The sequence below is a fragment of the Roseivivax lentus genome, from assembly GCF_900156805.1.
Taxonomy (GTDB): domain Bacteria; phylum Pseudomonadota; class Alphaproteobacteria; order Rhodobacterales; family Rhodobacteraceae; genus Roseivivax; species Roseivivax lentus.
In genome coordinates this window covers 568,556-593,557 of sequence record NZ_FTOQ01000001.1, presented here as the reverse complement: position 1 = coordinate 593,557, position 25,002 = coordinate 568,556, and the positions used below count along the sequence as shown (strand labels likewise).

Here is a 25,002-nt window from a genome sequence, read left to right as displayed (position 1 = left end):
TCAGCCCTCCTGCCGGCGGGTGGTGACGCGCTGCGGACGCACCGGGCCGCTGTCGGCCTCGGGCGCGGCACCGCTTTTCCCGGCCGCGCGGCTCATCTGCCCGATGACGCGGCTGAGCGCGGCCAGATCGGTGCGCAGCTCGGCCATGCTTTCCTGCCGTCCGGCCGAGATTTCCTCGAGGATGCGCAGCATCTGCACGTCGATGGAGCGCAGGCGCATCCGGCTTTCCGCGTCGAGTCCGGTCTCTTCCTGCTTCGACAGCACGTCGATCAGCCGCTCCTGCCCTTCGGCGAGCCGCGCGAAGGCCGAGGCCGAGGGCGCGGAGGCCTCCAGACGTTCGGTCATGCGCTCCACGCTGTCGGCGAGTTGCGCCAGCCGCCCCTCGACCTCCGACCGGCTGTCTTCGGAGCGCGCGTAAAGCCGTTGCATTCCGTCCAGCTGATCGGCGACCTGTTCCAGCGCCAGCGCCGCGCCCGACATCTCGCCCGCCCCCTCGGCATCGCCCGCCGACACGCCGATGCGGGTGATCGAGGACAGCCATTCCTCGAGCTCGCGGTAGAACCGGTTCTGTCCATGCCCCGCGAAGAGCTCCAGAAGGCCCACGATCAGCGATCCCGCAAGGCCCAGAAGCGACGAGGCGAAGGCGATGCCCATGCCGCCCAGCTGCCCTTCCAGCCCGTTCATCAGCCGCGAGAAGACATCGACGCCGGTCTCACCCTCCTGCGGGGCAAGACCGCGGATCGTGTCCACCAGCGCGGGCACGGTGGTCGCGAGCCCCCAGAACGTGCCCAGAAGCCCGAGGAAGATCAGCAGCGAGACGATATAGCGGGTGATCTCGCGCACCTCGTCGATGCGCTGCGCCACCGAATCGAGGATCGACCGGGTCGAGGTCGTGGTGATCTGCATCCGGCCCCGCCGCGCGCGCAGTAGCGTCGCCAGCGGCGCCAGAAGCTGCGGCGTGCGGCCCCCATCGCCTTCGCCATGCACGAAATTCTCGATCCAGCGGACCGAGTTCATCAGCTGCGCCACCTGCCAGAAACAGGCCAGCACGCCGAGGATGAAGACGAAGATGATGAAGCCGTTGAGATAGGGGTTCGCCTGGAAGACCGGCAGCACCGACGGCAAGGCCATGAAGGCGCCAATCCCCGACAGCACGAGCACCGCCAGCATCAGCACCACCTGGCGCAAGGGTTGGGAAAAATGCGGCTCGGCCTCGAGGTCCGGTTGATCCAAGGGGATCGCTCCTGACGCGTTGGTTCAGTGTTGGGGCGACATTATCCACAAGCCCCGGGCAAGCCAAGGATCAAGCGGTCAACTCCCTGACACGCCGGTCCAGCCATTGCAGCTCTGCATCGGGGATGCCCAGTTCCTCGAGATGCGCGGCGGTGTTGTAGAGGTATTCGGTGTTGGGACCGCGCCCGCCCACCGCACGGGCGATGATCCGCGCCTGTTCTTCCAGGTCGAGCAGGCAATATTGCACGTGATCGGGGTCGATCACGTAGGCAAGCGCGGTTATCTCGCGCCCATCGGCCAGCGACAGCGGCACCAGCCGTTCGAGATAGGCCGCCGAGACCAGCTCGCGTTCGCGCAGATAGGCCAGCACCGCGTCGGCCTGATCGGCGGAGGCCGCCAGCGCCAGCCCGTCGCAGGCGCTGCCCTCCTCGGCATCGAGCGCCAGGACGAGACCCGGATCGCTCTCCGACCCGCGATGATGGATCGAGCGCATGCAGAAGCTGCGCCGGTATCCCTGCAGCCGCGCGGGCACCTGTTCGATCACCTCGAAGCCCGGGTTCCAAAGAAGTGATCCGTAGCCGAAGACCCAAAGCGTCATGGATTCTGGTCCTTTCCTGCCCCGCGTTCTAAACACCAAAGCGCAGGGGACGAAAAGGGCAGCACATGAAGAAGCTCATCGCGTTGGCCGTCGCGGCGGCGCTGATCTGGTCGGGGCTTTGGTTCTGGCAGGCCCGCGCGCTGCGGAGCGAGATCGACACCTGGTTCGCCGAGAAGCGCGACGCTGGCTGGCTCGCCGAGGCCGAGGCGGTCTCGGTGCGCGGATTTCCGAACCGGCTCGACGCGCGGTTCGAGGGGCTTTCACTGGCACCGCCCGACGGTCCCCGCTGGGAAGTGCCGAAATTGCAGGTCATGCAGCTGGTCTATGACCGCGATCACCTGATCCTGGCGGCCTCGGGCGGGCAGCGGCTGTTCACGAAAAACGGCGAGATCGCCATCGACGGCGAGGGGCTGCGCGCCTCTGCCGTGACCGAGGGCGGAGCGCTCGACCGCCTGGCCATCGAGGCGCGATCGCTCGATCTCGTGCGCGAGACGGGCAGCGATATCCACCTGCGCGATCTGGGCGGCGGGCTGGCCCGCGTGGCCGGCAGCGACGGCGACTGGCGGCTGTCGCTGGCCGCCGCACCGGTCGATCCGGGGGCCGAGGCGCCCGGGGACGAACGGGTGACGCTGAACGCGACGCTCACGCTCGACGGTCCGCTCGAGGAGACGCCGCGGCTGACCGCGCTGGACCTTGCCGGGCTCGATTATTCCGCCGATGCCGGACGGCTGTCGCTGTCGGGCGCGTTCGGGCTCGATGCGAAGGGACGCATTTCGGGCCCGCTCACGCTGCGCGCCGAGGAATGGCGGGCGCTGCTGGAGAAGGCGGGACGGGACGGGCGGATGCCGCGCGAAGCGACAGCACTGCTGGAGAACGTCTTCGGCGTGATCTCGGGCCTCAGCGGATCGGGCGACGATCTGAACCTGACGCTGCGGCTCGATGAAGGTGCGGTCTTTCTGGGCCCCTTGCAGGTCGGCAAGCTGCCGCGCCTGCGTTGAGCCTTGCGGAGCGCGCGGCCTGACGCCAACATCGCGCCCATGTCCGAATTCCTCTTCACCCGCATCGAGGCCAAGCGCGACGAGATCGTCGCGCTGACCCAGGCCCTGATTCAAATCCCGACCCTCAATCCGCCGGGCCAGTTCTACCGCGAATGCTGCGAGTTGGTGGCCGAACGGCTCGCCCCGCGCGGCTTTTCGACCGAGCTTGTCCGCGCCGAAGGCGCGCCGGGCGATACCGACCGCTATCCGCGCTGGAACCTCGTGGCCCGCCGCGAAGCCGCGCGCGCGGGCGACTGCGTGCATTTCAACTCGCATATCGACGTGGTCGAGGTGGGCCACGGCTGGACCCGCGCGCCTTTCGGCGGCGCGCTCGAGGGCGACCGCATCTATGGCCGCGGCGCCTGCGACATGAAGGGCGGGCTTGCCGCGTCGATCATCGCCGTCGAGGCCTTCCTCGAGGAGCATCCCGATCACGCGGGCGCCATCGAGATCTCGGCCACGGCGGACGAGGAAACCGGCGGCTATGGCGGCGTCGCGCATCTGGCCAAGGCCGGCTATTTCGATCCCGCCCGCGTGCAGCACGTCATCATCCCCGAACCCTTGGGCAAGGACCGCATCTGCCTTGGCCACAGGGGCGGCTGGTGGGCCGAGATCGAGACCCATGGCGAGATCGCGCATGGCTCGATGCCGTTCCTCGGCGATTGCGCGATCCGGCACATGGGAGCGGTGCTCGATGCCTTCGAGCGCGATCTCTTTCCGGCCATGGCCGCGCGGCACACGGACATGCCGGTCATTCCCGACGGCGCGCGGCAATCGACGATGAACATCAACGCGATCCATGGCGGTCAGCCCGAGGAGGAGGAAGGCAGCACCGCCCTGCCCGCCCATTGCGTGCCCGACAGCTGCCGCATCACCGTCGACCGGCGCTTCCTGATCGAGGAAGGCATCGAGGCGGTGGAGGCCGAGATGCGCGGGCTTCTGGACGGGCTGAAGGCGACGCGCGAGAATTTCGATTACTCGCTGCGCGAGATCAACCGCGTGCTGCCCTCGATGACCGATGAAGGCGCGCCGGTGGTGCAGACCGTCCGCGCGGCCATCGCCGATGCGCTGGGTGCGGAGGCGGCCTTCGTGGCCTCGCCCGGCAGCTACGACCAGAAGCATATCGACCGGATCGGCACGCTGAAGAACTGCATCGCCTACGGGCCCGGCGTGCTGGAACTGGCGCACAAGCCCGATGAATGGGTGGGTGTGACGGACATGCTGGATTCGGCGCGCGTCATGGGCCGGACGCTGGAGCGGCTGCTGCTGCCGGACTGACCGGCGGCGCGGCCGCTTCTCCGCCCGGGCGGGCGTCCTCGCGGCGCCTCAGGCCGGTTCGCGCAGCACCCGCGGCACCTTGAACTCGACGTTCTCCTCCGCCGTGGTCACCGTCTCGACGGTCAGGTCGTAGCGGGCGCGGAAGGCCTCGATCACCTCTTCGATCAGCACGTCGGGCGCGGAGGCCCCCGCGGTCAGGCCGATCGTGCCGATGCCCTCGAGCGCGCGCCAGTCGATATCCGTCGCCCGCTGCACGAGCTGCGCGTATTTGCAGCCCGCCTTGGCGCCGACCTCCACCAGCCGCTTGGAATTCGACGAGTTGGGCGCCCCCACCACCAAGAGCGCGTCGCAATCGGGCGCCATGGCCTTCACCGCTTCCTGGCGGTTGGTGGTGGCGTAGCAGATGTCTTCCTTGTGGGGTCCGACGATGGCCGGAAACCGCGCCTTCAGCGCCGCGACCACGTCGGCGGTGTCGTCGATCGACAGGGTCGTCTGGGTCACGTAGGCCAGCCGCTCCGGATTGCGCACCTCCAGCAGCGCCACGTCGGCGGGCTCTTCCACCAGCAGCACCTCGCCTTCGGGCAGCTGGCCCATGGTGCCCACCGTCTCGGGATGGCCCGCATGGCCGATCATCACCATCTGCAGCCCGTTCTCGTGATGGCGCGCGGCCTCGATATGCACCTTGGACACGAGCGGGCAGGTCGCGTCCACGAAGACCATCTCGCGCGCCCGCGCCTCGGCGGGCACCGCCTTCGGCACGCCATGGGCCGAGAAGATCACCGGGCGATCCTCGGGGCAGTCGTCCAGTTCCTCGACGAAAACGGCGCCTTTCTCGCGCAGCCCGTCGACCACGTATTTGTTGTGCACGATCTCGTGGCGCACATAGACCGGCGCGCCCCATTTCTGCAGCGCCATCTCGACGATCTTGATCGCGCGGTCGACCCCGGCGCAGAAGCCGCGCGGCGCCGCGAGGTAGAGCGTGAGAGGCGGAAGGGCGGTGTCGGCCATGACGGGTCTCCTGTGATCGCTTCACAGGTAAGCGAAGGTTTGGCGTGAATCCACCCCCGGCGCCGTGCGTCAGTCGCGCGGCAGCAGCACCGCCTCGACGCGCCGGTTGGCGCGCCGCCCCGCCTCGGTCAGGTTGGAGGCGATGGGCGCGAGAAACCCCGCCCCCTCGGCGGTGATCCGGTCGGGATCGGCGCCTGCCGCGCGCAGATAGGCGGCCACGATCCCAGCACGGCGCTGCGACAGGGCGCGGTTGCCCGCAAGCGATCCCGTGGCGTCGGTATGTCCGACGAGCAGCAGGCGGCGGTCGGGGTTTTCCGCAAGGTAGTCCACCAGCGCGTCGAGCATGGGAAACGGCCCGTCCCCGAGGCTCGCGGCACCGCTCGCGAAATCGACGCCGGAGAGGATGAGCGCGCCTTGCGCCTCGAGCGTGGCGATGGCGTCGCGCCCGGCGCCCGGCACCGTGACCGCGCGCGACGGGCGCGTTTGCGACAGCGGCGTCTCGGCGGCGATGGCGGCGCCGGTCCCGGGGGCCGCGGCCTCGGACGCGATGATCTGCATGATCTGGATATAGCCCGCCGATTGCGTGCGGCTGGTCAGGAGTGTCACGCCGTCCCCGTCCGGCCCCCGCGCCGACAGGAAGCGGTAATTCGCGAGGTCCACATACATGGCCGGCGCGGGCAGCACCGCGATGTTGAACCGGAAATCGAACCCGCCGCAGCGCCGGTCCGCGCAATCGAGCAGGATCTCGTAGCCCGCCGCATCGAGGGCCGCGCGCAAGGGCGCCAGAAGCTGCGTCGGCGTGGCGCGGCTATCGGGCAGCTCGAAGGCGCGGGCGACAAGCCTTCCCTCGACCGGTTCCGCGGGCAGGCCCTCGGATGCGCGCCAGGGCCCGGTGGGCAGGACCAGCCGGGCGCCCGGCCGGTCTTGCGCCAGGGTTTCCCGGGCAGCCTCGGGCAAAGGCAGATCGAGCGCGGCCAAGGGCCCCGCCCACAGCCAGAGCGCGAGGCTAGCGCGCCTGAGAATGATAGCCGTCATTGGGCCGCATGTCGGTCGCGCTCGCGACGCGGTTCGTCATGTTGAAAAAGCCCGCCACGTTGGCGATGTCCCAGATATCGCGGTCGGTGAAGCCCGCATCGCGCAGGGCGTTGCGGTCGGCTTCCTCGATCTCGGCGGAGGCCTTCGTCACCTTTTCCGTGAAAACCAGCATGGCGCGGTGCCGCTCGGACAACTCGGCGACGCGCCAGTTCATCACCAGCATCTCGCCCAGCTTCGGGTCGCCCGACAGCTGCCGCACCGCCGCGCCATGGGCGGTCAGGCAATAGAAGCAGCGGTTGATCGACGAGACGCAGACCGCGATCATCTCGCGTTCGAGCTTGCTGAGACCCGATTCCGCCAGCATCAGATCGTTATAGAGCGCGGTGAAGGCGTTCAGCTTGTCGATATCGAAGGCATGGGCGCGCAGGACATTCGGCACCATGCCGAGCTTTTCCTCGCAGATGTCGAAATATTTCCGCGTCTCGGGCGGCAGCGGATCGACCGGCGGCAGGTCGAGCGCGGTGGGGCTGGTTCGGTCGCTCACGGGGCCTCCTCGGGATGTTTGCGGTAATGGTACCCTCCCATCTCCCCCATCCCAAGGGAAGCATAGAGCGCGTTGGCCCCGTCATTGGCCCGGGTGACGAGGATCGCCACCCGCTCCGCACCCTGCGCGCGGCCCCAGCGCGCGGCAAGCCGCATCATCCAGACGGCCATCCCGTTGCGGCGCAGGCGCGGCAGCACCTCGACCGCATGCACGAAGACGGTGCCCTGGTGGATCGCGGCGAAGGCGGTGCCGGCGGGCTGGTCCTTGATGCGCCCGAAGATCGCCGTCTTGGGGCCGGTCACGCGCTCCATGACCGCAAGGCGCGCGGGCCCGACCCCCCCGGCGGCCCAGATCTCGGCCATGATCGCCAGGGGTTCCCAGATGGTGAAGACGGTGACGCGCGGGATCTCCCGGTCGTCCAGCACATCGACCGGGGCCGCGCGCAGCACCGTGGGATCGGCGATGACGTAACCGCGCGCCTCGAGCCGCGCATCGAGCTCCGCCTCGCCCTCGCGCACCATGAAAAGCGGCCGCTGGCCCAGATCGCGCATGCCCGCCTCGGCCCCCGCGATGTCGGCGTCGCGCCAGCCGTCGCGGGCGGTGGCGGCAGAGACGCGGCTGCCCCCGCCCGCGCCTTCCCGCAAGGTGAAACCCGGAACCTCGACCTGCCGCAAAGCCGGCCAGGTGGCGTCGATGGCGCCGGTGAGGTCGATCATGCGGCGAACAGGTCGTTGAGCCGCATCATCGCCGCATCGACCCGGCCCGGATCGGTGCCGCGCACGACGATGTTCGCGCCGTGCAGGCCCGCGTCGTAGAACGGGTAGGAGCCGAAGGAGAGATCGGTGAATTCCTCGGCGAGGATGCGCAAGGGGCCCGCGATATCGCCCTCGCCGCGCTCCACCCGGATGGACTGGCTGAGCATCGGCGCGCCGCCGGTGATCTTCGGCAGGACGCTTGCCACCATGGCCTGGAAGACGGACGGCACCCCCGCCATCACATGCACGTTGCCGAGGGTGAAGCCCGGCGCCGCCGAGACCGGGTTCTCGATCAGCGTCGCGCCATCGGGGATGCGGGCCATGCGCAGGCGCGCCTCGTTCAGCTCCTTGCCGGTGCGTTCGTAATGCTCGGCGAGGATCGCGCGGGCGTCTTCGCGCACGCCGATCGGGGCGCCCATGGCCTCGGCCACGCAATCGGCGGTGATGTCGTCATGCGTGGGGCCGATCCCGCCCGAGGTCACCACAATGTCGAAGGCGGCGCTGAGCGCCTTCAGCGCGCCGACGATGGCCGCCCTTTCATCCGACACGATGCGCACTTCGGCCAGATCGATGCCGCGCTTGGTGAACTCGCCCGCGAGGAAATGCATGTTGGCATCGCGCGTCCGGCCCGAGAGGATCTCGTCACCGATCACCAGCATCGCGGCACGGGGGTTCGGCATGATCTGTCTCCTTGGCCTTGCTCTGCCGACTAGCTATAGGCCCGGACCATGCGCTTTCAAACCCCTCTCGTCCCGGCCCGGCTGGTCCGCCGCTACAAACGCTTCCTTGCCGATATCACGCTGGAGGACGGCCGCGAGGTGACGGCCCATATCGCCAATCCGGGCGCCATGCTGGGCCTCGCGGATCCCGGCGCGCGCATCTGGGTGGAGCCCAACGACGACCCGAAGAAGAAGCTCAAATGGAGCTGGAAGATCGTCGAGCTGCCGGGCGGCGAGCGCGTCTGCGTCGATACCGGCATGGCCAACCGCGTGGTCCGCGAGGCGCTGGAGGCGGGTGCGGTGCCGGGGTTCGATGGCTACGATCGGGTCCGGCCCGAACAGAAATACGGCGACGGCAGCCGGATCGACTTCCTGCTGCAGGGCGCGGGCCGCGCCGATGCCTATCTCGAGGTGAAATCCGCCACGCTCCTGCGCGCGCCGGGCCGGGCGGAATTTCCCGACAGCGTGACCGCGCGCGGCACCAGGCACCTGCAGGAGCTGGCGCAGATGGCCGCGGCGGGGCACCGCGCGGTGATGCTGTTCCTGCTGGCCCGCGACGATGCGGAAATTCTGGGCATCGCCGCCGATATCGACCGGAAATACGCCGATGCCTTCCGCGAAGCGGCCGCGCGCGGGGTCGAGATGCTGGCGCTCGGCACGACGATCACGCCGGAGGGAATCGATGCCGGGGTGATTCGCCCCGTCATAGAGCCTTGAACCCCTGCAATAGCTGCGTTGCAGCATTCGATTGGCAAATCGTTAACAAGGGTATTACATTCCCCGTCAAGAGCATATTGGAGACCCGGTGTGAACGAAGCGCCCCGAGGCCGTCTGACCCGTGACGGCATACGCATCCACGAGCCCGCCGATTTCGACGGGATGCACAAGGCAGGCCGCCTTGCGGCGCAGCTTCTCGACGAGGTTGCGGAGCATGTCTTCGTCGGCCAGACCACCGGCACGATCGACGATTTCATCCGCACCCGGATCGAGCAGGAAGGCGCCACCTCGGCCACCATCGGCTACAAGGGCTACCAGCACGCCACCTGCATCAGCGTCAATCACGTGGTCTGCCACGGCATCCCCGGCGACAAGAAGCTTAAGGACGGCGACATCCTGAACATCGACGTCACGGTGATCGTCGACGGCTGGTTCGGCGATACCAGCCGGATGTACGTCGCGGGCAAGCTGCCGCGCAAATCCGAACGGCTGATCCAGGTGACCTACGACGCGCTGATGATGGGCATCGACGCGGTGAAGCCGGGCAACACCTTCGGCGATATCGGCCACGCCATCCAGACCTATGTCGAGGCGCAGCGCATGTCCGTGGTGCGCGATTTCTGCGGTCACGGGCTGGGCCGCGTGTTCCACGCGCCGCCCAACGTGCTGCATTACGGGCGCGCGGGCACCGGGCCGGTGCTGGAAGAGGGCATGTTCTTCACCATCGAACCCATGGTCAATCTGGGCCGGCACGAGACCAAGGTGCTGGGCGACGACTGGACCGCGGTAACCCGCGACAAGTCGCTCTCGGCCCAGTTCGAGCATTCGGTCGGCGTGACCTCGGACGGCGTCGACATCTTCACCCATTCCCCGGCGGGACGTTTCCACCCAACCTATGAGTGACGCGGCCGGGCGCAGCGTGATCGCCACGCTGTCGGCCTCCAACTTCGTCATCGGCATGGGCGCCTTCATCGTCATCGGCCTGATCGACCCGATCGCCGAAGGGCTCGCGATCTCGCGCGGGGCGGCGGGCTGGCTGATGACCATCTACGCGTTGTCCTATGCGGTCCTCTCGCCGGTGCTGGTGTCGATGACCGGCCATATCGGGCGCCGCCGGGTGCTCGCCTTCGGCATGACCCTGTTCGGTCTGGGCATGGTGGGCTGCGCCACCGCGACCTCCTTCCCGATGCTGCTGCTGGCCCGGGCTGCGGCGGCGGCGGGCGCGGGCATGTTCACGCCCGTCTCGGCGGCGGTGGCGGCGGGCCTCGCCTCGGACAGGAACCGCGGAAAGGTGCTGGCCGCGGTCATTTTCGGTCTGTCGCTGGCGCAGGTCGCGGGCGTGCCCGCGGGCAGCTGGATCGCCTTCACCTTCGGCTGGCGCGTCGCCTTCTGGATGGTGGCGGGGCTCGCCGTGATCGCGGTCGCGGTGGTCTGGCTGCGGGTGCCGCAGGGATTGCGCTTCGCCCCTGTCCGCCTGTCGGATCTGGGCCATGTGATGCGCGACGGGGTGGCGATGGGCGCGGTGCTGTTCACCGCCTCGATCCTCGGCGCGATCTTCATCCTCTATACCTATCTCGCGCCCCTTCTGACCGAGACGATGGGCTTTGGACGCGATGGCCTGACGCTTGTCCTGCTGATCCTCGGCGGGGGCGCGGTCCTGGGCAACCTGATGGGCGGCTGGCTCGCCGACCGGATCGGCTATCTGCGCACGCTGATGCTGATCCTCGGCAGCCTGATCGTGACGATGCCGCTTTTTTCCTTCCTGCCCTATCCGGTCTGGCTGCTGGTCCCGCTGCTGTTCTTCTGGTCGCTGATGGGCTGGTCCTTCATGGCCGCGCAGCAGATCCGCATCCTGAGGCTTGCCCCCGAGGAAGCGAGCGTCGTGCTCGCCCTCAACGCCGCGGCGATCTACGTGGGCAGCGCGGTGGGCTCGGCCCTCGGGGCCGCCATCCTCGAAAGCGCGGGGCTGATGGCGCTGGGGGTCGGCGGCACGATCGGCGCGGTCTTCGCGCTGGCGCATCTTCTGGCCTCGCGCCGCGCCGCGGTGCTCGCGGAACGGGAATAGGGCCGGTCCGCCGGCGATGCCCTTGATCCCGCATGCGCAATGCGCCCGCTGAACGCAGCGCCGACGTCACCAAGGCGCCGGATACGGTGGCCGTCATGGGCAGCCTGAGTGCAGCGCCCGCGTCTGCTTCCTCACTCCCACCGCCACAGCGCCGGGACGAAGCGGTAGGCATCGCCGTCGCGCATGACGTGGCCGACGCCCGGATAGGGGAAGTGGTAACCCAGCACCGCCATGCCGTCCGTCGCCGCCATGTCCAGAAGCCGCGAACGGGTCGCCGCCGTCTGATCCCCGTCCATGTCGAAATTGTTCACCCAGCCGGGATGCGCGAAGTTCAGATAGGCGTGGTTCAGCGCGTCCCCGGTGATCAGCATCTCCGAACCGCCCGAGGCGAGCACGAGGCTCTGATGCCCCGGCGTGTGCCCGGGCGTGTCGATGACCCGCACGCCCAGCGCGACCTCCGTCTCGCCGCCCACCAGCGACCACTCGGCACCATCGGCGGTGATCGAGTTCTGCGCCCCCACCACGAATTGCTGCATTTCGGTGGCCACCTGGTTCACGAGGGCGTCTTGCATCCAGAAATCATGCTCCGCCTGGCCCAGGAACTTCTGCGCGCCGGGCAGCAGCGCCTCGTCGAAATCGTCGCGGATGCCCCAGATGTGATCCGGATGCGCATGGGTGATGACGAGATGCGTGATCGCCTCCGCGTCGATCCCCGCTGCCGCGAGATTGTCCAGAAGACGGCCCGCCGTGGGCAGGAACCGGTTGCCCGAGCCGATATCGACGAGCACGACCGCGTCGCCGGTTTCGATCACCACGTGGTTCGCATGGGCATAATTCGTCTCGGTGGACAGGAAATGTCGGGTCAGGAAAGCGCGCACCTCCTCGGGATCGGCATTGATGCCGAGCCCGTCCGCGGGGATTTCCAGATGCCCGTCCGAAACGACGGTCACCGCCGCCTCGCCGAAGGTGAAGCGCATGTAGCCCGGATTGGGCCGCCCCGGCGCGGTGATCGCGGCGCGGGACGCGGTGGCGGTCAGCGTCAGCGCGGGCATGGCGGCGGCGATGCGCAACAGGTCGCGGCGGCTGGGGCGCAGGGTCATGATATGTCCTCCCGAATATTCAATTCTTTGAATGAGACGGTACGGAAGGCCCGCCCGCTTTGCCAGCGCTTTTTACGCGGCCTCGAGCAGGCTCACATGGGTGTCCCCGTAGCGGCGCGTCTCGAGGGGCAGGAAACCCTCGGGCGCGATCTGCGGGCTGGCCTCTTCCCAGACGACAAGCGCGCCGGGCGCGATCCAGCCTCCGGCCCGCGCCGAGGCCAGCGCCCGCTTGCCCAGTCCCTTGCCATAGGGCGGATCGAGAAAGACCAGCCTCGCGGCTTCCGTGTCCTCCGTGGCCTCGGGCAGACGGGTCGCGTCGCGCGCCACGACCCGCGTCTCGGCTGCGCAATCGAGCAGCGCGATGTTGCGCCGCAAGAGCGTCCCCGCCTTGCGTCCATCCTCGACAAACGTGACCTGCGCAGCGCCGCGCGACAGCGCCTCGAGGCCAAGCGCGCCGGTGCCCGCGAAGAGATCAAGCACGCGCGCGCCGTCGAACGGGTCGCCGAAGCGTCCGCCCGCCAGCATGTTGAAGAGGCTCTCGCGCACGCGGTCGGTGGTCGGGCGCAGATGCGCCGCGGGATCGCCCTTGCCCACCGGAGTCAGCGCGCGGCCGCGATATCTGCCCGCGATGATCCTCACGCCTTAAGCAGCGCCTTGAGATCCGTGGCCGGATCGCCCAGCGCCTCGGGCGCGGGCGATTTGCCCGCCTCGATCAGGCGTTTGCCCACCATGTAGGCGCGCGGATCGTTCATCGCGTCGACCGCGATCAGCCGCCCCTTGGCGAAGTACCAGACCGATTGCGCGCCGCCCGTATCGCCGCGGGTGACCACCTTGTCGTACCCTGCCGACAGCCCGGCGATCTGCAGCTTGACGTCGTATTGATCGGACCAGAACCACGGCTTCGGGACGTAATCGCGCGGCTTTCCGGCGATGTTGTCGGCCACGCATTCCGCCTGGTCGATGGCGTTGCCCACGCTTTCCAGCCGCACCTGCGCGCCCCCCAGCGGAAACGAGGCGCAATCGCCCGCCGCCCAGATATTCGGCTCCGATGTGCGGCCCCGCGCGTCGGTGCGGATGCCGTTGTCGATGGCGAGCCCCGCCGCCTCGGCCAGCCCCGTCTCTGGCGCGATACCGACGCCCGCGATGACGAAATCGAGCGCAAGCGTCGTGCCGTCGGAAAGCTCCGCCCCGGTCACGCGCCCCTCCTCGCCGATTAGGCGCTTGAGCCCCGTGCCTTCGCGGATATCGACCCCATGCGCCGCATGCAGCGCGCGGAAGTAATCCGCCGTCTCGGGGGCCGCGACCCGGGCGAGGATACGCTCGGCCATCTCGACGAGCGTCACCTCGAGCCCGAGCTTGGCCGCCACCGCCGCCGCCTCGAGCCCGATATAGCCGCCGCCCACAATGAGGACGCGCGCGCCTGCGCTCACACGCGGCGCCATCGCGTCCACATCAGCGAGGGTGCGGACGGTGAAGACGCCATCGAGATCGCCGCCGATGGACGCGGGAAGCCTGCGCGGCCGCGACCCGGTGGCGAGCACCAGATCGTCGTAGGACAGGCGTTCATCGCCCAGATGCACGTGCCGCGCCGCGGGATCGATGGCCGACACGGCGACGCCCATGCGCAGGTCCATGGCGTTCTCGGCATAGAAGCGTTCGGGCCGCAGATAGAGCCGATCCTGCGGCATCTCGCCCAGAAGATAGGCCTTGGACAAGGGCGGGCGCTGGTAGGGCGGCACCGGCTCATCGCCGATCAGGGTGATCGCGCCCGCATGGCCCGCCGCGCGCAGCCGCGCCACGCAGGACGCGCCTGCCTGCCCCGCTCCGATCACCACAACGCCGCTCATGCCGGTCCTCCGCGTGCCATTTCCTTTTCCGGGTATCGCCTATATCTCGCCCGGAGTGGACGCAAATGCGAAAGGACGCGCAATGTCGATATCCGTGGGCGATACGCTGCCGGGAGCCACCCTGATCCGCATGGGCGCGGACGGGCCGGAACAGGTCGATCTGGGCGAGAAGATGAAGGGCCGTCGGGTCGTGATCTTCGCCGTGCCGGGGGCCTTCACGCCGACCTGCCATTCCGCGCATGTGCCGAGCTTCATCCGCACCAAGGACGGTTTTGCCGAAAAGGGCGTGGACGAGATCATCTGCATCTCGGTCAACGATCCCTTCGTGATGGGTACCTGGGCCAAGGCCACGGGCGCCGAGGAGGCCGGGATCACCATGCTCGCCGATCCCGAAAGCGCGTTCACGCAAGCGGTGGGCATGGCCTTTTCCGCCCCGCCGGTTGGATTCATCAACCGCTCCATCCGTTACGCGATGGTGGTCGAGGACGGCGTCGTGCAGGTCTTCCACGAAGAGGAAAGCCGCGGCGTCTGCGAGGCCACGGGCGGCGAGGCACTGCTGGCCGCGATCTGAGCCGGTTTCGCGGGCGGGCGGCGGGGCATGCCCGCCCTTCCCGCGCCCTGGGGCGATTTGAGATCGCCGGGCGGGTGTGACGCGCCACACCCGCCCGGTATGCTCTCAGAGCGCGTCCATCTTTCCCGCAAGCTTGACGTCAAGCGGCGACAGCCCGCCCACGTCATGGGTGGTCAGGGTCACCGTCACGGTATTGTAGACGTTCGACCATTCTGGGTGGTGGTTCATCTTCTCCGCATGGATCGCGGCCTGCGCCATCCAGCCGAAGGCCCCCACGAAATCGTCGAACTCGAAGCGCTTGGTGATGGCATCCTGCCCGTCGCTCAGCGCCCAGCCGTTCTGCAACAGCGGCGCAAGGTCCGCGTTCTGGGCGGGGTCGGTCAGTTTCTCGGTCATTCCTGTTCCTCCGGATTGGCTTTGCGGAAGGGGCCATAGGCGGTCAGCACTTCGATATCCTCCGCGATGGCCCGTCTCTCGGCACTGAGGTAGTTCGCCACCGCGTCCGAGAAACCGCTATCGGCGATCCAGTGCAGCGAATGCGTCTCGGTGGGCAGATAGCCGCGCGCGAGCTTGTGTTCGCCCTGCGCGCCCGCCTCGACCCGCGCGAGACCCCGTTCAATGGCGATGTCGATGGCCTGATAATAGCACAGCTCGAAATGCAGGCAGGGATGGTGCTCGGTGCAGCCCCAATAGCGGCCGTACAGCACGTCGCGGCCCGCGAAGTTCAGCGCGCCCGCCACGTAGCGCCCGTCCCGTTCGGCCAGCACCAGCACCATGTCGTCGCGCAGCGTCTCCTGCGCCGCGTCGAAGAAGGCCCGCGTCAGGTAGGGCGTCCCCCATTTGCGCGCGCCGGTATCCTGGTAGAAGGTCCAGAAGGCGTCCCAGTGTTCGGGCTTCAGATCGTCGCCCGACAGCCGATGGATGGTGCCGCCGAAGCCCTGCGCCTGGGCGCGTTCCTTGCGGATGTTCTTGCGCTTGCGCGAGGACAGCGAGGCGAGGAAATCGTCGAAGCTGCCATAGCCCTGATTGAGCCAATGGAATTGCTGCGTGACCCGCGAGAGCAGGCCGCGTTCGGCGCCGCGCCGCGCCTCCTCTTCGGTGCAGAAGGTGATGTGCAACGAGGACAGGCCGTTCTCCGAGGCGAGTTGCACCGCCCCTTGCAGAAGTGCCGCTTCCGCCTCCGCCTCGAAGCCGGGCCGGGCCAGCAGCCGCCGGCCGGTGGCGGGCGTGAACGGCACCGCGATCTGCAGCTTGGGGTAGTAGCGCCCGCCCGCGCGCTCATAGGCATGGGCCCAGTTGTGATCGAAGATGTATTCGCCCTGGCTGTGCGACTTGACGTAGAGCGGCGCCACGCCGATCACCTCGTCGCCGATCTCGGCGGTCAGGTAGCGCGGGTCCCAGCCCGACCCGGTCCCAACCGAGCCCGACCGCTCCAGCGCCGACAGGAACCGGTGCGTGGTGAAGGGATCGTCGGGCGGGCCGCTATCCGCGGCCTCGGGGCAGGCACAGGCATCCCAGACCTCCGCGGGGATCGCCGCGAGGCTCGGATGCATCGAGATGGTGAGGGTCCGTTCCTGAGCGCTGTCGTCCATGAAATCCTGCCTTGTCGGGTCTCAATCTGGACCCGACAGGGCGGGGTTCAAGCGTCGTAGCCCTCGAAGGTGATGTTGTGGGCGATCTGCCGCGCCGCCGCCTCCTGCTCGGGGTTGCGCACGGTCCAGCACAGGATCGGCAGCCCCGCCGCCGCGACCTCGCCCACCCGCGGCAGGTGCAGCGCGCGGCGGTCATGGCTGATAAACGCGGCGCCCGTCGCCTCGAGATCGGGCATGCCCGCAAGGTGCGCGCGGGTCTCTTCGGGCAGGTCGGGCCAGTCGTCCGCCTCGAAGGCCGATGTCACGAGCCCGCGCGGCAGGTTCGGCATCAATTCCGCGAGCCGCCGCACGGAATGCGGGTTGAAGGACATCAGCGCGATCTCGCCGCGGTAATTCGCCAGAACGCCCGCCGCCGCCGCTTCGAGCGCGCCGATATCGGGGCCCATAGCGCCGTCCTGGTCCTTGAACTCGATCAGCACGGGCACGCGGCCCGACACGACCTTCAGCAGATCCGTCAGGGTCGGGATGCCCTCTTCGCTGCCGATGAGGCGCAGCGCCGAAAGCGCCTCGGCGTCGCGATCGCGCACCTTTCCCTGGGCGCCGGTCAGGCGGTCGAGATCGTAATCGTGAAACACCATCGCCTGCCCGTCGGCGGAGAGTTGCAGGTCGATCTCGATCCCGTAGCCCTTCTCGATCGCGGCCTCGCAGGCGGCGATCGAGTTCTCGGGCCGGCCTTCGGCGACGTCATGCAGGCCGCGATGGGCGATGGGGCGGGCCAGGAAACCCGGCGGGAGCGTGGCTTGCATCGATCAGGCCAGCTCGAAGATGGCTTCGATCTCGACCGCGACGCCCAGCGGCAGCGCGGCCGCCGACACCGCCGAGCGGGCATGCCGCCCGGCCTCGCCGAAGACCGCGACCATGAGGTCCGAGGCGCCGTTGATCACCTTCGGCTGGTCGGTGAAATCGGCGGTCGAATTGACGAACCCCGTAAGCTTCACCACCCGCTTGAGCCGCGTCAGATCGCCGTCGCAGGCCGCGCGGGCCTGGGCGATGAGGCTGAGCGCGCAGGATTTCGCGGCCTCGGCACCGGCGGCCACATCCATGTCGGCCCCGAGCTTGCCCCGCGTCAGCCCCTCCGCCGTCTGGCTGATCTGGCCCGAGACATACAGCATCGCGCCGCTTTGCACGTAGGGGACGTAATTCGCCGCCGGGGCGGGCGCGTCGGGCAGGGTCAGGCCAAGCTCGGACAGGCGGGTCTCGATCGGGTTGCTCATGGAAGCCTCGCAGGGGGTCTCTGGATCGGGGCAAGCTAATGCGCCCCGCGCGCGGAGGAAACCCGCAATCGCGCCGCACCTTTGGTCCCGCGCGACGGTCTGCCAACGCGGCGGCCCCAGCGGGCCTTCTCACGCCTCGCGGAAGGCCCGCGTCATGTAATCGGTGAGCGGCTTCAGGAGGTAGGAGAGCGGCGTGCGCGCGCCGGTCCTGAGGAAGGCCTCCACCGGCATGCCGGGCACGAGGCTTGTCCCCTCGGGCAGCTGTTCCGCCGCGAAGGCGATCTCGGCGCGGTAATAGGCGGTGCCCTGCTGCGGATCGACCAGCGCATCGGCGGACACCCAGCGCACCTCGCCCTCGATGCGCGGCGTGCGGCGCTGATCGAGCGCGGTCAGCTGCAGCGTCACCGGCTGGCCGGGCCAGACCCGGTCGATATCGCCGGGCGCGATCTGCGCCATGACGCGGAAGGTCTCGTCCTGCGGCACCAGCGTCATGATCGGATCGCGCGGCGCGATGACCGCGCGGGCGGCAGTAACGCGCAGATCGTGGATGACACCCGCGACCGGGGCCACAATCTCGAGCCGGCGGCGGTCTTCGGCCAGGGCCGCGCGCTCGGCGGCCAGCAGGCGGGTGCGGGCGTAGTGGTGGCCCACCGCTGCGTCATCGCCACGGCGATCAACCCGCGCCATGCCGCCCGCCTGCCCGTGCCTCGCCCGAAGGCCTGTGGCGCCACGTTACGACCGCAAGCGTTAGCTGTCCATTTACAGCCACGCGTCGCGGGTCGGGTTTTCATCGCCCTGTCGCTTGGTCAGTTGCCGAAGAGATCGCGCAGCACCTGGTTGAGGATATCGCCGACCGGATCGTTCTGCCGCTGGCGCCGCTGCGGCTGCGGCTGGCGTTGCGGCTGCTGCTGGACCTGCGGCTGCGGGCGCGGCGGCACCGCCATCGGCAATTCGCGCACCGGCAGCCCGTCATGCACGCGCAGCATCGCCTCGCGCCAGATCTCCGCCGGCAGGCCGCCCCCCGTGACGCCGGTCAGCGGCGTGTTGTCGTCATAGCCCATCCAGACGCCCGCCACGTAATCGGCGGTGAACCCCACGAACCATGCGTCGCGCTGCTCGTTCGAGGTGCCGGTCTTGCCCGCCGCGGGCCGCCCGTCGAGCTGCGCGCGCGTGCCGGTGCCCTCCGAGATCACCTTTTCCATCATGAAGACGAGCTGGCGCGCGGCCTCTTCCTGGATCACCCGCTCGCCGATGCCGCCGGCCTTGTCGAGCAGGGGATCGTCGTCGCCCTGGTAACGCAGCCGGGTGATCCCGTAAGGCGCAACCGAGGAGCCGCCGTTCAGGATGCCCGCGAAGGCTCCGGTCATCTCCAGCAGCGAGGCCTCGGAGACGCCCAGCGCCACCGACGGCGTGTCCACCACGCGGCTGTCGATGCCGAAATCCGTGGCGACCCGGGCCACGAGGTCGCGCCCGACGCTTTCGGAGATCTTGATCGCCGGGATGTTGAGCGAGCGTTTCAGCGCATCGGTCAAGCTCACCCGGCCCGCGTAGTTGCGGGTGTAATTCTCGGGGCACCATTGGCCCGATCCGGGGATGTTCATGCAGAAGGGCTCGTCCACCACGGTGTCGTAGGGCGAATAGCCGAGCTCCAGCGCGGTGGCGTAGACGAAGGGCTTGAAGGCCGATCCGGTCTGCCGCTTGGCCTGCGTGGCGCGGTTGAACACGCCCGACACGCCCAGCTTGCGCCCGCCCACCATCGCGCGCACGGCGCCGTCGGCGGACATGACGACGATTGCCGCCTGCGCCTTGGAGCCTTCGCGCACCTTGGCCTCGAAGACATTGGTCATCGCGGCCTCGGCGGCGGCCTGCAGGCGCGGGTCGAGCGTCGTGGTGATCTCCACGTCCTCGCGCGACGAGATGTCGGCGAAGGGCGGCAGCGTGTCCATGACCCAATCGGCGAAATAGCCGCCCGTGCGCCGCTCGGCGGCCTGCGACAGGGTGGCGGGATTGGCGCGCGCCTCGCGGGCCTCGGCGGCGGTCAGGTAGCCCTGATCCTCCATCAGCCCGATCACCACGTTCGCGCGGTTCTGGCTGCGCGCCAGATCGTTGGTGGGCGCCAGCGTCGAGGGCGCGGTCAGAAGACCCGCCATCATCGCCGCCTCGGCGGGCGTGAGCAGCGCCGCGGGTTTGGAGAAATAGCGCTGTGCCGCGGCCTCGGCGCCGTAGGCCCCGGCGCCCAGATAGGCGCGGTTCAGGTAGATCGAGAGGATCTCGTCCTTGGAATACTTGGCTTCCATCGCCAGCGAATAGATCGCCTCGCGCGCCTTTCGCGCCAGCGAGGTCTTGCGGCAATCGGCGACGTATTCGGCCTCGGTCTCCCAGATGTCGGGATCGAAGCGCACGCCGAGGCACAGAAGTTTCGCCGTCTGCTGCGTGATGGTGGAGCCGCCATGCCCCTGCAGCGGGCCGCGCCCCTCGCTCAGGTTGATGCGGATGGCCGAGGCGATGCCGCGCGGCGAGATGCCCAGATGCCAGTAGAACCGCCTGTCCTCGGTGGCGATCACCGCGTGCTTGAGATGCCGCGAGACGCTGTCGGCGGTGACCACGCCGCCGAACTGGTCGCCGCGCCAGGCGAAGACCTCGCCGTTACGGTCGTAGAGCGTGACCGAGCCCTTGGCACGCCCGTCCAGCATCTCCGCCGCAGGCGGCAATTGCGTGTAGGTGTAGCCGACCCAGAGCCCGACGAGCAGCAGCGCGACGAGCGCGACGCGCGAGGTTACGACCCAGACGATCCGGCCGATCAGCCGCAGAAGGCCGCCGAAGAACGCGACGATCGGGTTGCGCGACCGCGCGCGGGCGGGCTTGCGGGCCTTCTTCTTCGCGGGCTTGGCGGGCGCCGGTTTCTTCGCCGGGGCCGATGCCTTGGCGTTATACCGGCGATCCGCCACCAGCCGCCGTTTGCCTTTGCCTGAATCACTCATCTGCCCTGCCCGGCCCATTCGTCTGTTTGGCGTAAGATAGACACGCTTGGCGCGGATGTGGACCAAGCAGGGCCAGATTTCCCCATCTATTTTTTGACCAATATTTGGGCAGAAAAAATTATCTGCCCATTTTTTGATCTTTGCGACCCCAAAAGCGCGCGAAAACTGCGCGTTGAACCTTTCACTGAGGCCGATGCGCCTTCTTACCTCTCGGTACCAAATGCAGGCGGAGCCCTGCCAAACCGAAAGGGACAAAGGTGAAACTCATCATTGCGACGATCAAGCCGTTCAAGCTCGAGGAGGTGCGTGAAGCGCTGACCTCCATCGGCGTGCGCGGCATGATGGTGACCGAGATAAAGGGCTTCGGCTCCCAGTCCGGGCACACCGAAATCTACCGTGGCGCGGAATATGCCGTGAACTTCGTGCCGAAGATCAAGCTCGAGATCGTCGTGGCGGCGTCCATGGCCGATCAGGTGGTCGAAACCATCGCAAAAACCGCCAAGACCGGAAAGATCGGCGACGGCAAGGTGTTTGTCCTCGATGTGGGTCAGGCGATCCGCGTTCGGACCGGCGAGACGGATGCAGACGCGCTCTGACGGGCGCCCCTCGTTGCGACAAGACTATCAAGGGAAACGGAAAACCATGAAACTTCTCAAGACTCTCGCCCCGGCCGTTGCGCTGATCGCGCTTCCGAGCCTGGGTCTTGCGCAGGACGCCGAGGCGGCCCCTGATGTGAACCCGTATATCTTCACCACCCTGCTGTTCCTGATCGGCGGCTTCCTCGTCTTCTGGATGGCGGCGGGCTTCGCGATGCTCGAGGCGGGCCTCGTGCGTTCCAAGAACGTCACCATGCAGCTCACCAAGAACATCGGTCTCTTCGGCATTGCCGCGATCATGTACTGGCTGATCGGCTTCAACCTGATGTATCCCGGCGACGGCTGGATGATTTCGGGCTATGTCGGCCCGTTCTTCTCCATCACCTCGCTGGAGCCCGTGGGCCTTGCCGCGGCGGATGCCTCGCTCGATTACGCATCGGTCGGTTCGGACTTCTTCTTCCAGCTGATGTTCTGCGCGACCACCGCGTCGATCGTCTCGGGCACGCTGGCCGAGCGCATCAAGCTCTGGCCCTTCCTGATCTTCGTCGCCGTCCTGACCGGCGTCATCTACCCGATCGAGGCGTCCTGGCAGTGGGGCGGCGGCTGGCTCTCCGAGGCGGGCTTCTCGGACTTCGCGGGCTCGACGCTGGTGCACGCAGCCGGTGGCTGGGCGGCCCTTGCAGGCGCGCTGATCCTCGGCCCCCGTATCGGCAAGTTCAAGGATGGCCGCACGGTTCCGATGCCGGGCTCCAACCTCGCCCTCGCCACGCTGGGCACGTTCATCCTGTGGCTCGGCTGGTTCGGCTTCAACGGCGGTTCGCAGCTTGCCATGGGCACCGTGGGTGACGTCACCGACGTGTCGCGCATCTTCGCCAACACCAACATGGCCGCAGCCGCAGGCGCCGTCGCCGCGCTGATCCTGTCGCAGGCGCTCTACAAGAAGCCGGACCTCACCATGACGCTGAACGGCGCGCTGGCCGGCCTCGTGTCGATCACCGCCGAGCCGCTCGCACCCTCGCTCTTCGGGGCGCTGCTGACCGGTGCCGTGGGTGGTCTGATCGTGGTCGTCACCGTCCCGATGCTCGACAAGCTGAAGATCGACGACGTCGTCGGCGCCATCCCGGTGCACCTCTTCGCCGGTATCTGGGGCACGCTCGCCGTGGCCTTCTACACCGGCAACTGGGGCGCACAGGTGCTGGGCATCGTGTCCATCGGCATCTTCACCTTCGTGGTCTCCGCCATCGTGTGGTTCATCCTGAAGGCGACCATGGGCATCCGCGTCTCCGAAGAAGCCGAGATCAACGGCCTCGATATGTCGGAGCTGGGCATGGAAGCCTATCCGGACTTCACCAAGGGGTAATCCTCCTCCCTCTCCTTGGAAATACTGGCCCGGGCGGAAACGCCCGGGTTTTTTATGTCCGCCGAAGGGGCGTGCGACGCGTGGCTCGGATCGCGCTCAATGCGCGCCGAGAAGGCCGCCGGTATCGAGCAGGAACCGCTCCGACAACGGCAGGCTCGCGGCGCCCATGGCGCGGGCATCGGGGCCGACATTGCCCGGCTCGATCACCGGCGGCACGAGCCCCACCATGTCGAGCCCGCCCAGCGCCCGCTCCGTCCCGGCGACCAGCCGGTCCCGCAGCGGGGCGGGCATCCAGCCGTCGATGACGATGCAGGGGAAATCGACGAAGGCGATGGCGGAAGAGATCGCATGCGCCAGCGCATCCGCGGCCAGATCGACCCAGGCGTCGCAGGCGGCCAGATCGAAGGGCCAGTCATCGGGCGACAGCCACATCCGTCCGGTCTCGATGCCGCCGCGTTTCAGCATCCGCTCCAACGTCGACAGCGATGCGACATCCATCAAATGCGTGAAGCCGTGACCTGAGGGCACGGGCGTCGGGCCCACCGCGGCGGCATTCCCTGTGGGCCCGGTGAACAGTGCGCCGTTCAGGACGATGCCGCCGCCGATGAAATAGCCGATGTAGAAATAGAGATACGTCTCGCCGGAATGCGCCCCGCCGAAGGTCAGTTCCGCCCCGCAGGCGGCGCTGGCATCGTTCTGCAGGAAGACCGGCAGGTCGATCATCGCGGCGATCTCGTCGCGGATGTCGCGGTGCCGCCAGGCCTCCATCAGCGCCGGGTCGATCCCGATCAGCCCGGCCCATTCCCAGATCTGGAAGGGCATCGCGATGCCGAGCCCGGCGATCCGCGCCCTCTGCACCGCACTCAGCGGGGCGGTCAGCGTCTCGATGCTGTCGCGCGCGAAGGCGATCATGCCGTCGGGCGTCGGGAAGTCGTGCACGGTCATGGTCCGGTCGATCACCTGCCCCATGAAATCGATCAGCACGACCTCGGCGCTGCGCCGCCCGATCTTGAGCCCGAGGAAATAGGCGCCCCCCGGCGCGAGGCGCATGGGCACCAGCGGCTGACCCACCTTGCCGCGAACCGGATCGCCCTTGATCAGCAGCCCCTCCGCCTCGAGCTGCCGCATGATCACCGACACGGTCTGCGCCGAAAGCCCGGTGCGCCGGGCGATGTCGGCCTTGGCCAGCGCGCCGTGCCGGCGCACCAGCGACAGCACCAGCCGCTCGTTATGCGCCCGCAGCCCGGACTGATTCGATCCGCGCAGTTCCGGCGCGATCTCGATGCGCGCGGGCTCTTGCTGGGTCGAGGCCGATCGGGACACGAGGGGCATTCCTTCTGCGGAGACGCGCTCATGGTACGCGGCGTGACCCTGCGCCTGTCAATGATAAATCACATTGATTTATTTATTCTTGACAGGGGCCATGAGAATCGAGTTCCCTAGGGGCAGGCGTCCGGCGCGTGCCGGACCTCTGACGGCGGCGGGCCAACTATTGCCGCCAAGACATACCATGGGAGGACGAACATGACCAAGACATTGACCCGGAAGGCCGGACTTCTCGGCGCCGTCGCGCTGGGAACCCTGATGGCCGCACCGGCCTTCGCGGCCGAACATGCAAGCGCCAGCGCCTGCCTGATCACCAAGACCGACACCAACCCGTTCTTCGTGAAGATGCGCGAAGGCGCGGCCGCCAAGGCCGAGGAACTGGGCGTCGAGCTGAACACCTATGCCGGCAAGATCGACGGCGACAACGAGACCCAGGTCGCCGCCATCGAGACCTGCATCGCCAACGGTGCGAACGGTATCATGCTGACACCGTCCGATCCCGCGGGCATTGCCGACACCGTGCAGCAGGCGCGCGATGCGGGCATCCTCGTGATCGCGCTCGACACGCCGCTCGATCCCATCGACGCGGCCGACATGACCTTCGCCACCGACAACTACAAGGCGGGCGTTCTGATCGGTCAGTGGGCCGCGGGCCAGCTCGGCGAGGCGGCGGCGGATGCCAAGATCGGCCTTCTGAACATCAACATCTCGCAGCCCACCGTGGGCGTCCTGCGCAACCAGGGCTTCCTCGAGGGCTTCGGCATCGATCTCGGCGATCCGAACAAGTGGGGCGACGAGACCGATCCGCGCATCGTCGGCCATGACGTCTCCGACGGCGCCACCGATGGCGGTCGCCGCGGCATGGAGAACCTGCTCGCGATCGACCCCGAGATCAACGTGGTCTACACCATCAACGAGCCCGCCGCCGCCGGCGCCTACGAGGCGATCGCCGCCATGGGCCGCGAGGATGACGTGCTGATCGTGTCCGTCGATGGCGGCTGCCCGGGCGTCGACAACGTGGAGGCCGGCGTGATCGGCGCCACCTCGCAGCAATACCCGCTGCTGATGGCCTCGCTCGGCGTGGAAGCCATCGCCAAGTTCGCCGAAACCGGCGAGAAGCCCGAAGCGACCGAAGGCAAGAACTTCTTCGACACCGGCGTGGGCCTTGTCACCGACAACCCGGTCGAGGGCGTCGAGTCGATCTCGGTTGCCGAAGGCAAAGAGCTCTGCTGGGGCTGATCCCGCAAACGATCCGAAAAGGCGCGGCCCGTCCGCGCCTTTTCCCTTCCAGGACCTGCATTCCTGAAGAATTTCGGCTATCCTGAGGTCAGGGTGGTCTGGAACACCCGCTCCGGGAGGAACCGAC

Annotated in this window: 26 protein-coding genes; 9 read left to right on the top strand and 17 right to left on the bottom strand. The window is 68.2% G+C overall.

Translation table 11 applies throughout. The features are described from left to right. Positions 1-1,233, bottom strand: a complete 1,233-nt coding sequence (locus BW990_RS02785) for a biopolymer transporter ExbB (protein WP_076444743.1) — start codon at positions 1,231-1,233, stop codon at positions 1-3. Positions 1,234-1,303: 70 nt separating this feature from the next. Continuing rightward, a complete protein-coding gene (locus BW990_RS02780; RefSeq protein WP_076444741.1) occupies positions 1,304-1,831 on the bottom strand; it encodes a gamma-glutamylcyclotransferase in 528 nt (175 codons plus the stop codon). Positions 1,832-1,896: 65 nt separating this feature from the next. On the opposite strand from BW990_RS02780, the gene BW990_RS02775 reads away from it, so the two are divergent. Continuing rightward, a complete protein-coding gene (locus tag BW990_RS02775) occupies positions 1,897-2,829 on the top strand; it encodes a DUF2125 domain-containing protein (protein WP_076444739.1) in 933 nt (310 codons plus the stop codon). A 39-nt stretch (positions 2,830-2,868) separates the two neighbouring features. Then, on the top strand, positions 2,869-4,146 hold the full coding sequence (locus tag BW990_RS02770) for an acetylornithine deacetylase/succinyl-diaminopimelate desuccinylase family protein (RefSeq protein ID WP_076444737.1): 1,278 nt from the start codon (positions 2,869-2,871) through the stop codon (positions 4,144-4,146). Between the two features lie 48 nt (positions 4,147-4,194). On the opposite strand, the gene ispH is transcribed toward BW990_RS02770, so the two are convergent. The 5 genes from ispH to BW990_RS02745 form a co-directional block, all read right to left on the bottom strand. Next, the gene (gene ispH, locus BW990_RS02765) at positions 4,195-5,154 is read right to left on the bottom strand and encodes a 4-hydroxy-3-methylbut-2-enyl diphosphate reductase (RefSeq protein WP_076444735.1); all 960 of its coding nucleotides are present in this window, start codon (positions 5,152-5,154) and stop codon (positions 4,195-4,197) included. A gap of 69 nt (positions 5,155-5,223) precedes the next feature. Continuing rightward, positions 5,224-6,189, bottom strand: a complete 966-nt coding sequence (locus BW990_RS02760) for an OmpA family protein (RefSeq protein WP_083950439.1) — start codon at positions 6,187-6,189, stop codon at positions 5,224-5,226. Continuing rightward, positions 6,161-6,733 (bottom strand): peroxidase-related enzyme, encoded by a 573-nt coding sequence (locus BW990_RS02755; RefSeq protein ID WP_076444734.1) that lies wholly within the window; start codon positions 6,731-6,733, stop codon positions 6,161-6,163. The genes BW990_RS02760 and BW990_RS02755 overlap by 29 nt, the downstream gene beginning before the upstream one ends. Continuing rightward, positions 6,730-7,449, bottom strand: a complete 720-nt coding sequence (locus BW990_RS02750; RefSeq protein WP_076444732.1) for a GNAT family N-acetyltransferase — start codon at positions 7,447-7,449, stop codon at positions 6,730-6,732. The genes BW990_RS02755 and BW990_RS02750 overlap by 4 nt, the downstream gene beginning before the upstream one ends. Continuing rightward, the gene (locus BW990_RS02745) at positions 7,446-8,168 is read right to left on the bottom strand and encodes a competence/damage-inducible protein A (RefSeq protein ID WP_076444730.1); all 723 of its coding nucleotides are present in this window, start codon (positions 8,166-8,168) and stop codon (positions 7,446-7,448) included. Before BW990_RS02745 ends, BW990_RS02750 begins: the two co-directional genes overlap by 4 nt. A gap of 48 nt (positions 8,169-8,216) precedes the next feature. Here BW990_RS02745 and sfsA point away from each other — a divergent pair, with 48 nt between their 5' ends. The 3 genes from sfsA to BW990_RS02730 all read left to right on the top strand — a co-directional run bounded on the left by sfsA (position 8,217) and on the right by BW990_RS02730 (position 10,989). After that, positions 8,217-8,924, top strand: a complete 708-nt coding sequence (sfsA, locus tag BW990_RS02740) for a DNA/RNA nuclease SfsA (protein ID WP_076444728.1) — start codon at positions 8,217-8,219, stop codon at positions 8,922-8,924. Positions 8,925-9,014: 90 nt separating this feature from the next. Further along, complete coding sequence (map, locus tag BW990_RS02735) at positions 9,015-9,827, top strand: type I methionyl aminopeptidase (RefSeq protein ID WP_076444726.1); 813 nt, start codon at positions 9,015-9,017, stop codon at positions 9,825-9,827. After that, positions 9,820-10,989 carry an MFS transporter gene (locus BW990_RS02730; protein ID WP_076444725.1) on the top strand — a complete coding sequence of 390 codons (1,170 nt, stop codon included), beginning with the start codon at positions 9,820-9,822 and terminating at the stop codon, positions 10,987-10,989. The genes map and BW990_RS02730 overlap by 8 nt, the downstream gene beginning before the upstream one ends. A 131-nt stretch (positions 10,990-11,120) precedes the next feature. Here BW990_RS02730 and BW990_RS02725 read toward each other — a convergent pair whose 3' ends face one another. The 3 genes from BW990_RS02725 to BW990_RS02715 all read right to left on the bottom strand — a co-directional run bounded on the left by BW990_RS02725 (position 11,121) and on the right by BW990_RS02715 (position 13,936). Next, positions 11,121-12,092 (bottom strand): MBL fold metallo-hydrolase, encoded by a 972-nt coding sequence (locus BW990_RS02725; RefSeq protein WP_143526043.1) that lies wholly within the window; start codon positions 12,090-12,092, stop codon positions 11,121-11,123. Between the two features lie 69 nt (positions 12,093-12,161). Then, positions 12,162-12,728, bottom strand: coding sequence for a 16S rRNA (guanine(966)-N(2))-methyltransferase RsmD (rsmD, locus tag BW990_RS02720; RefSeq protein WP_076444721.1), 567 nt, complete (start codon positions 12,726-12,728; stop codon positions 12,162-12,164). Next, complete coding sequence (locus BW990_RS02715; protein WP_076444719.1) at positions 12,725-13,936, bottom strand: NAD(P)/FAD-dependent oxidoreductase; 1,212 nt, start codon at positions 13,934-13,936, stop codon at positions 12,725-12,727. Before BW990_RS02715 ends, rsmD begins: the two co-directional genes overlap by 4 nt. Positions 13,937-14,018: 82 nt before the next feature. Between BW990_RS02715 and BW990_RS02710 the strand changes: the two genes are divergently transcribed. Beyond that, positions 14,019-14,507 (top strand): peroxiredoxin, encoded by a 489-nt coding sequence (locus BW990_RS02710; RefSeq protein WP_076444717.1) that lies wholly within the window; start codon positions 14,019-14,021, stop codon positions 14,505-14,507. Between the two features lie 105 nt (positions 14,508-14,612). On the opposite strand, the gene BW990_RS02705 is transcribed toward BW990_RS02710, so the two are convergent. The 6 genes from BW990_RS02705 to BW990_RS02680 form a co-directional block, all read right to left on the bottom strand. Then, the gene (locus BW990_RS02705; RefSeq protein ID WP_076444715.1) at positions 14,613-14,903 is read right to left on the bottom strand and encodes a 4a-hydroxytetrahydrobiopterin dehydratase; all 291 of its coding nucleotides are present in this window, start codon (positions 14,901-14,903) and stop codon (positions 14,613-14,615) included. Next, positions 14,900-16,060 carry a GNAT family N-acetyltransferase gene (locus BW990_RS02700; protein WP_407690123.1) on the bottom strand — a complete coding sequence of 387 codons (1,161 nt, stop codon included), beginning with the start codon at positions 16,058-16,060 and terminating at the stop codon, positions 14,900-14,902. The genes BW990_RS02705 and BW990_RS02700 overlap by 4 nt, the downstream gene beginning before the upstream one ends. Before the next feature lie 86 nt (positions 16,061-16,146). After that, positions 16,147-16,905, bottom strand: a complete 759-nt coding sequence (locus BW990_RS02695; RefSeq protein ID WP_076444711.1) for a glycerophosphodiester phosphodiesterase family protein — start codon at positions 16,903-16,905, stop codon at positions 16,147-16,149. 3 nt (positions 16,906-16,908) lie between these two features. Further along, the gene (locus tag BW990_RS02690; RefSeq protein WP_076444709.1) at positions 16,909-17,373 is read right to left on the bottom strand and encodes a RidA family protein; all 465 of its coding nucleotides are present in this window, start codon (positions 17,371-17,373) and stop codon (positions 16,909-16,911) included. 129 nt (positions 17,374-17,502) lie between these two features. Further along, positions 17,503-18,060 carry an HlyD family efflux transporter periplasmic adaptor subunit gene (locus BW990_RS02685; RefSeq protein WP_076444707.1) on the bottom strand — a complete coding sequence of 186 codons (558 nt, stop codon included), beginning with the start codon at positions 18,058-18,060 and terminating at the stop codon, positions 17,503-17,505. A 119-nt stretch (positions 18,061-18,179) separates the two neighbouring features. After that, positions 18,180-20,354: a transglycosylase domain-containing protein gene (locus tag BW990_RS02680; protein WP_200798004.1), complete on the bottom strand. Its 2,175-nt coding sequence runs from the start codon at positions 20,352-20,354 to the stop codon at positions 18,180-18,182. Between the two features lie 257 nt (positions 20,355-20,611). Between BW990_RS02680 and BW990_RS02675 the strand changes: the two genes are divergently transcribed. Both BW990_RS02675 and BW990_RS02670 read left to right on the top strand, forming a co-directional pair. Then, positions 20,612-20,950 carry a P-II family nitrogen regulator gene (locus BW990_RS02675; protein WP_076444705.1) on the top strand — a complete coding sequence of 113 codons (339 nt, stop codon included), beginning with the start codon at positions 20,612-20,614 and terminating at the stop codon, positions 20,948-20,950. A gap of 46 nt (positions 20,951-20,996) precedes the next feature. Continuing rightward, positions 20,997-22,310: an ammonium transporter gene (locus BW990_RS02670; RefSeq protein ID WP_076444703.1), complete on the top strand. Its 1,314-nt coding sequence runs from the start codon at positions 20,997-20,999 to the stop codon at positions 22,308-22,310. A 96-nt stretch (positions 22,311-22,406) separates the two neighbouring features. Here the strand turns inward: BW990_RS02670 and BW990_RS02665 are convergent, their stop codons facing one another. Next, on the bottom strand, positions 22,407-23,633 hold the full coding sequence (locus BW990_RS02665) for an ROK family transcriptional regulator (protein WP_234990140.1): 1,227 nt from the start codon (positions 23,631-23,633) through the stop codon (positions 22,407-22,409). 201 nt (positions 23,634-23,834) lie between these two features. Here BW990_RS02665 and BW990_RS02660 point away from each other — a divergent pair, with 201 nt between their 5' ends. Continuing rightward, positions 23,835-24,875 carry a sugar ABC transporter substrate-binding protein gene (locus tag BW990_RS02660; protein ID WP_076444699.1) on the top strand — a complete coding sequence of 347 codons (1,041 nt, stop codon included), beginning with the start codon at positions 23,835-23,837 and terminating at the stop codon, positions 24,873-24,875. The last annotated feature ends 127 nt before the right edge of the window (positions 24,876-25,002 follow it).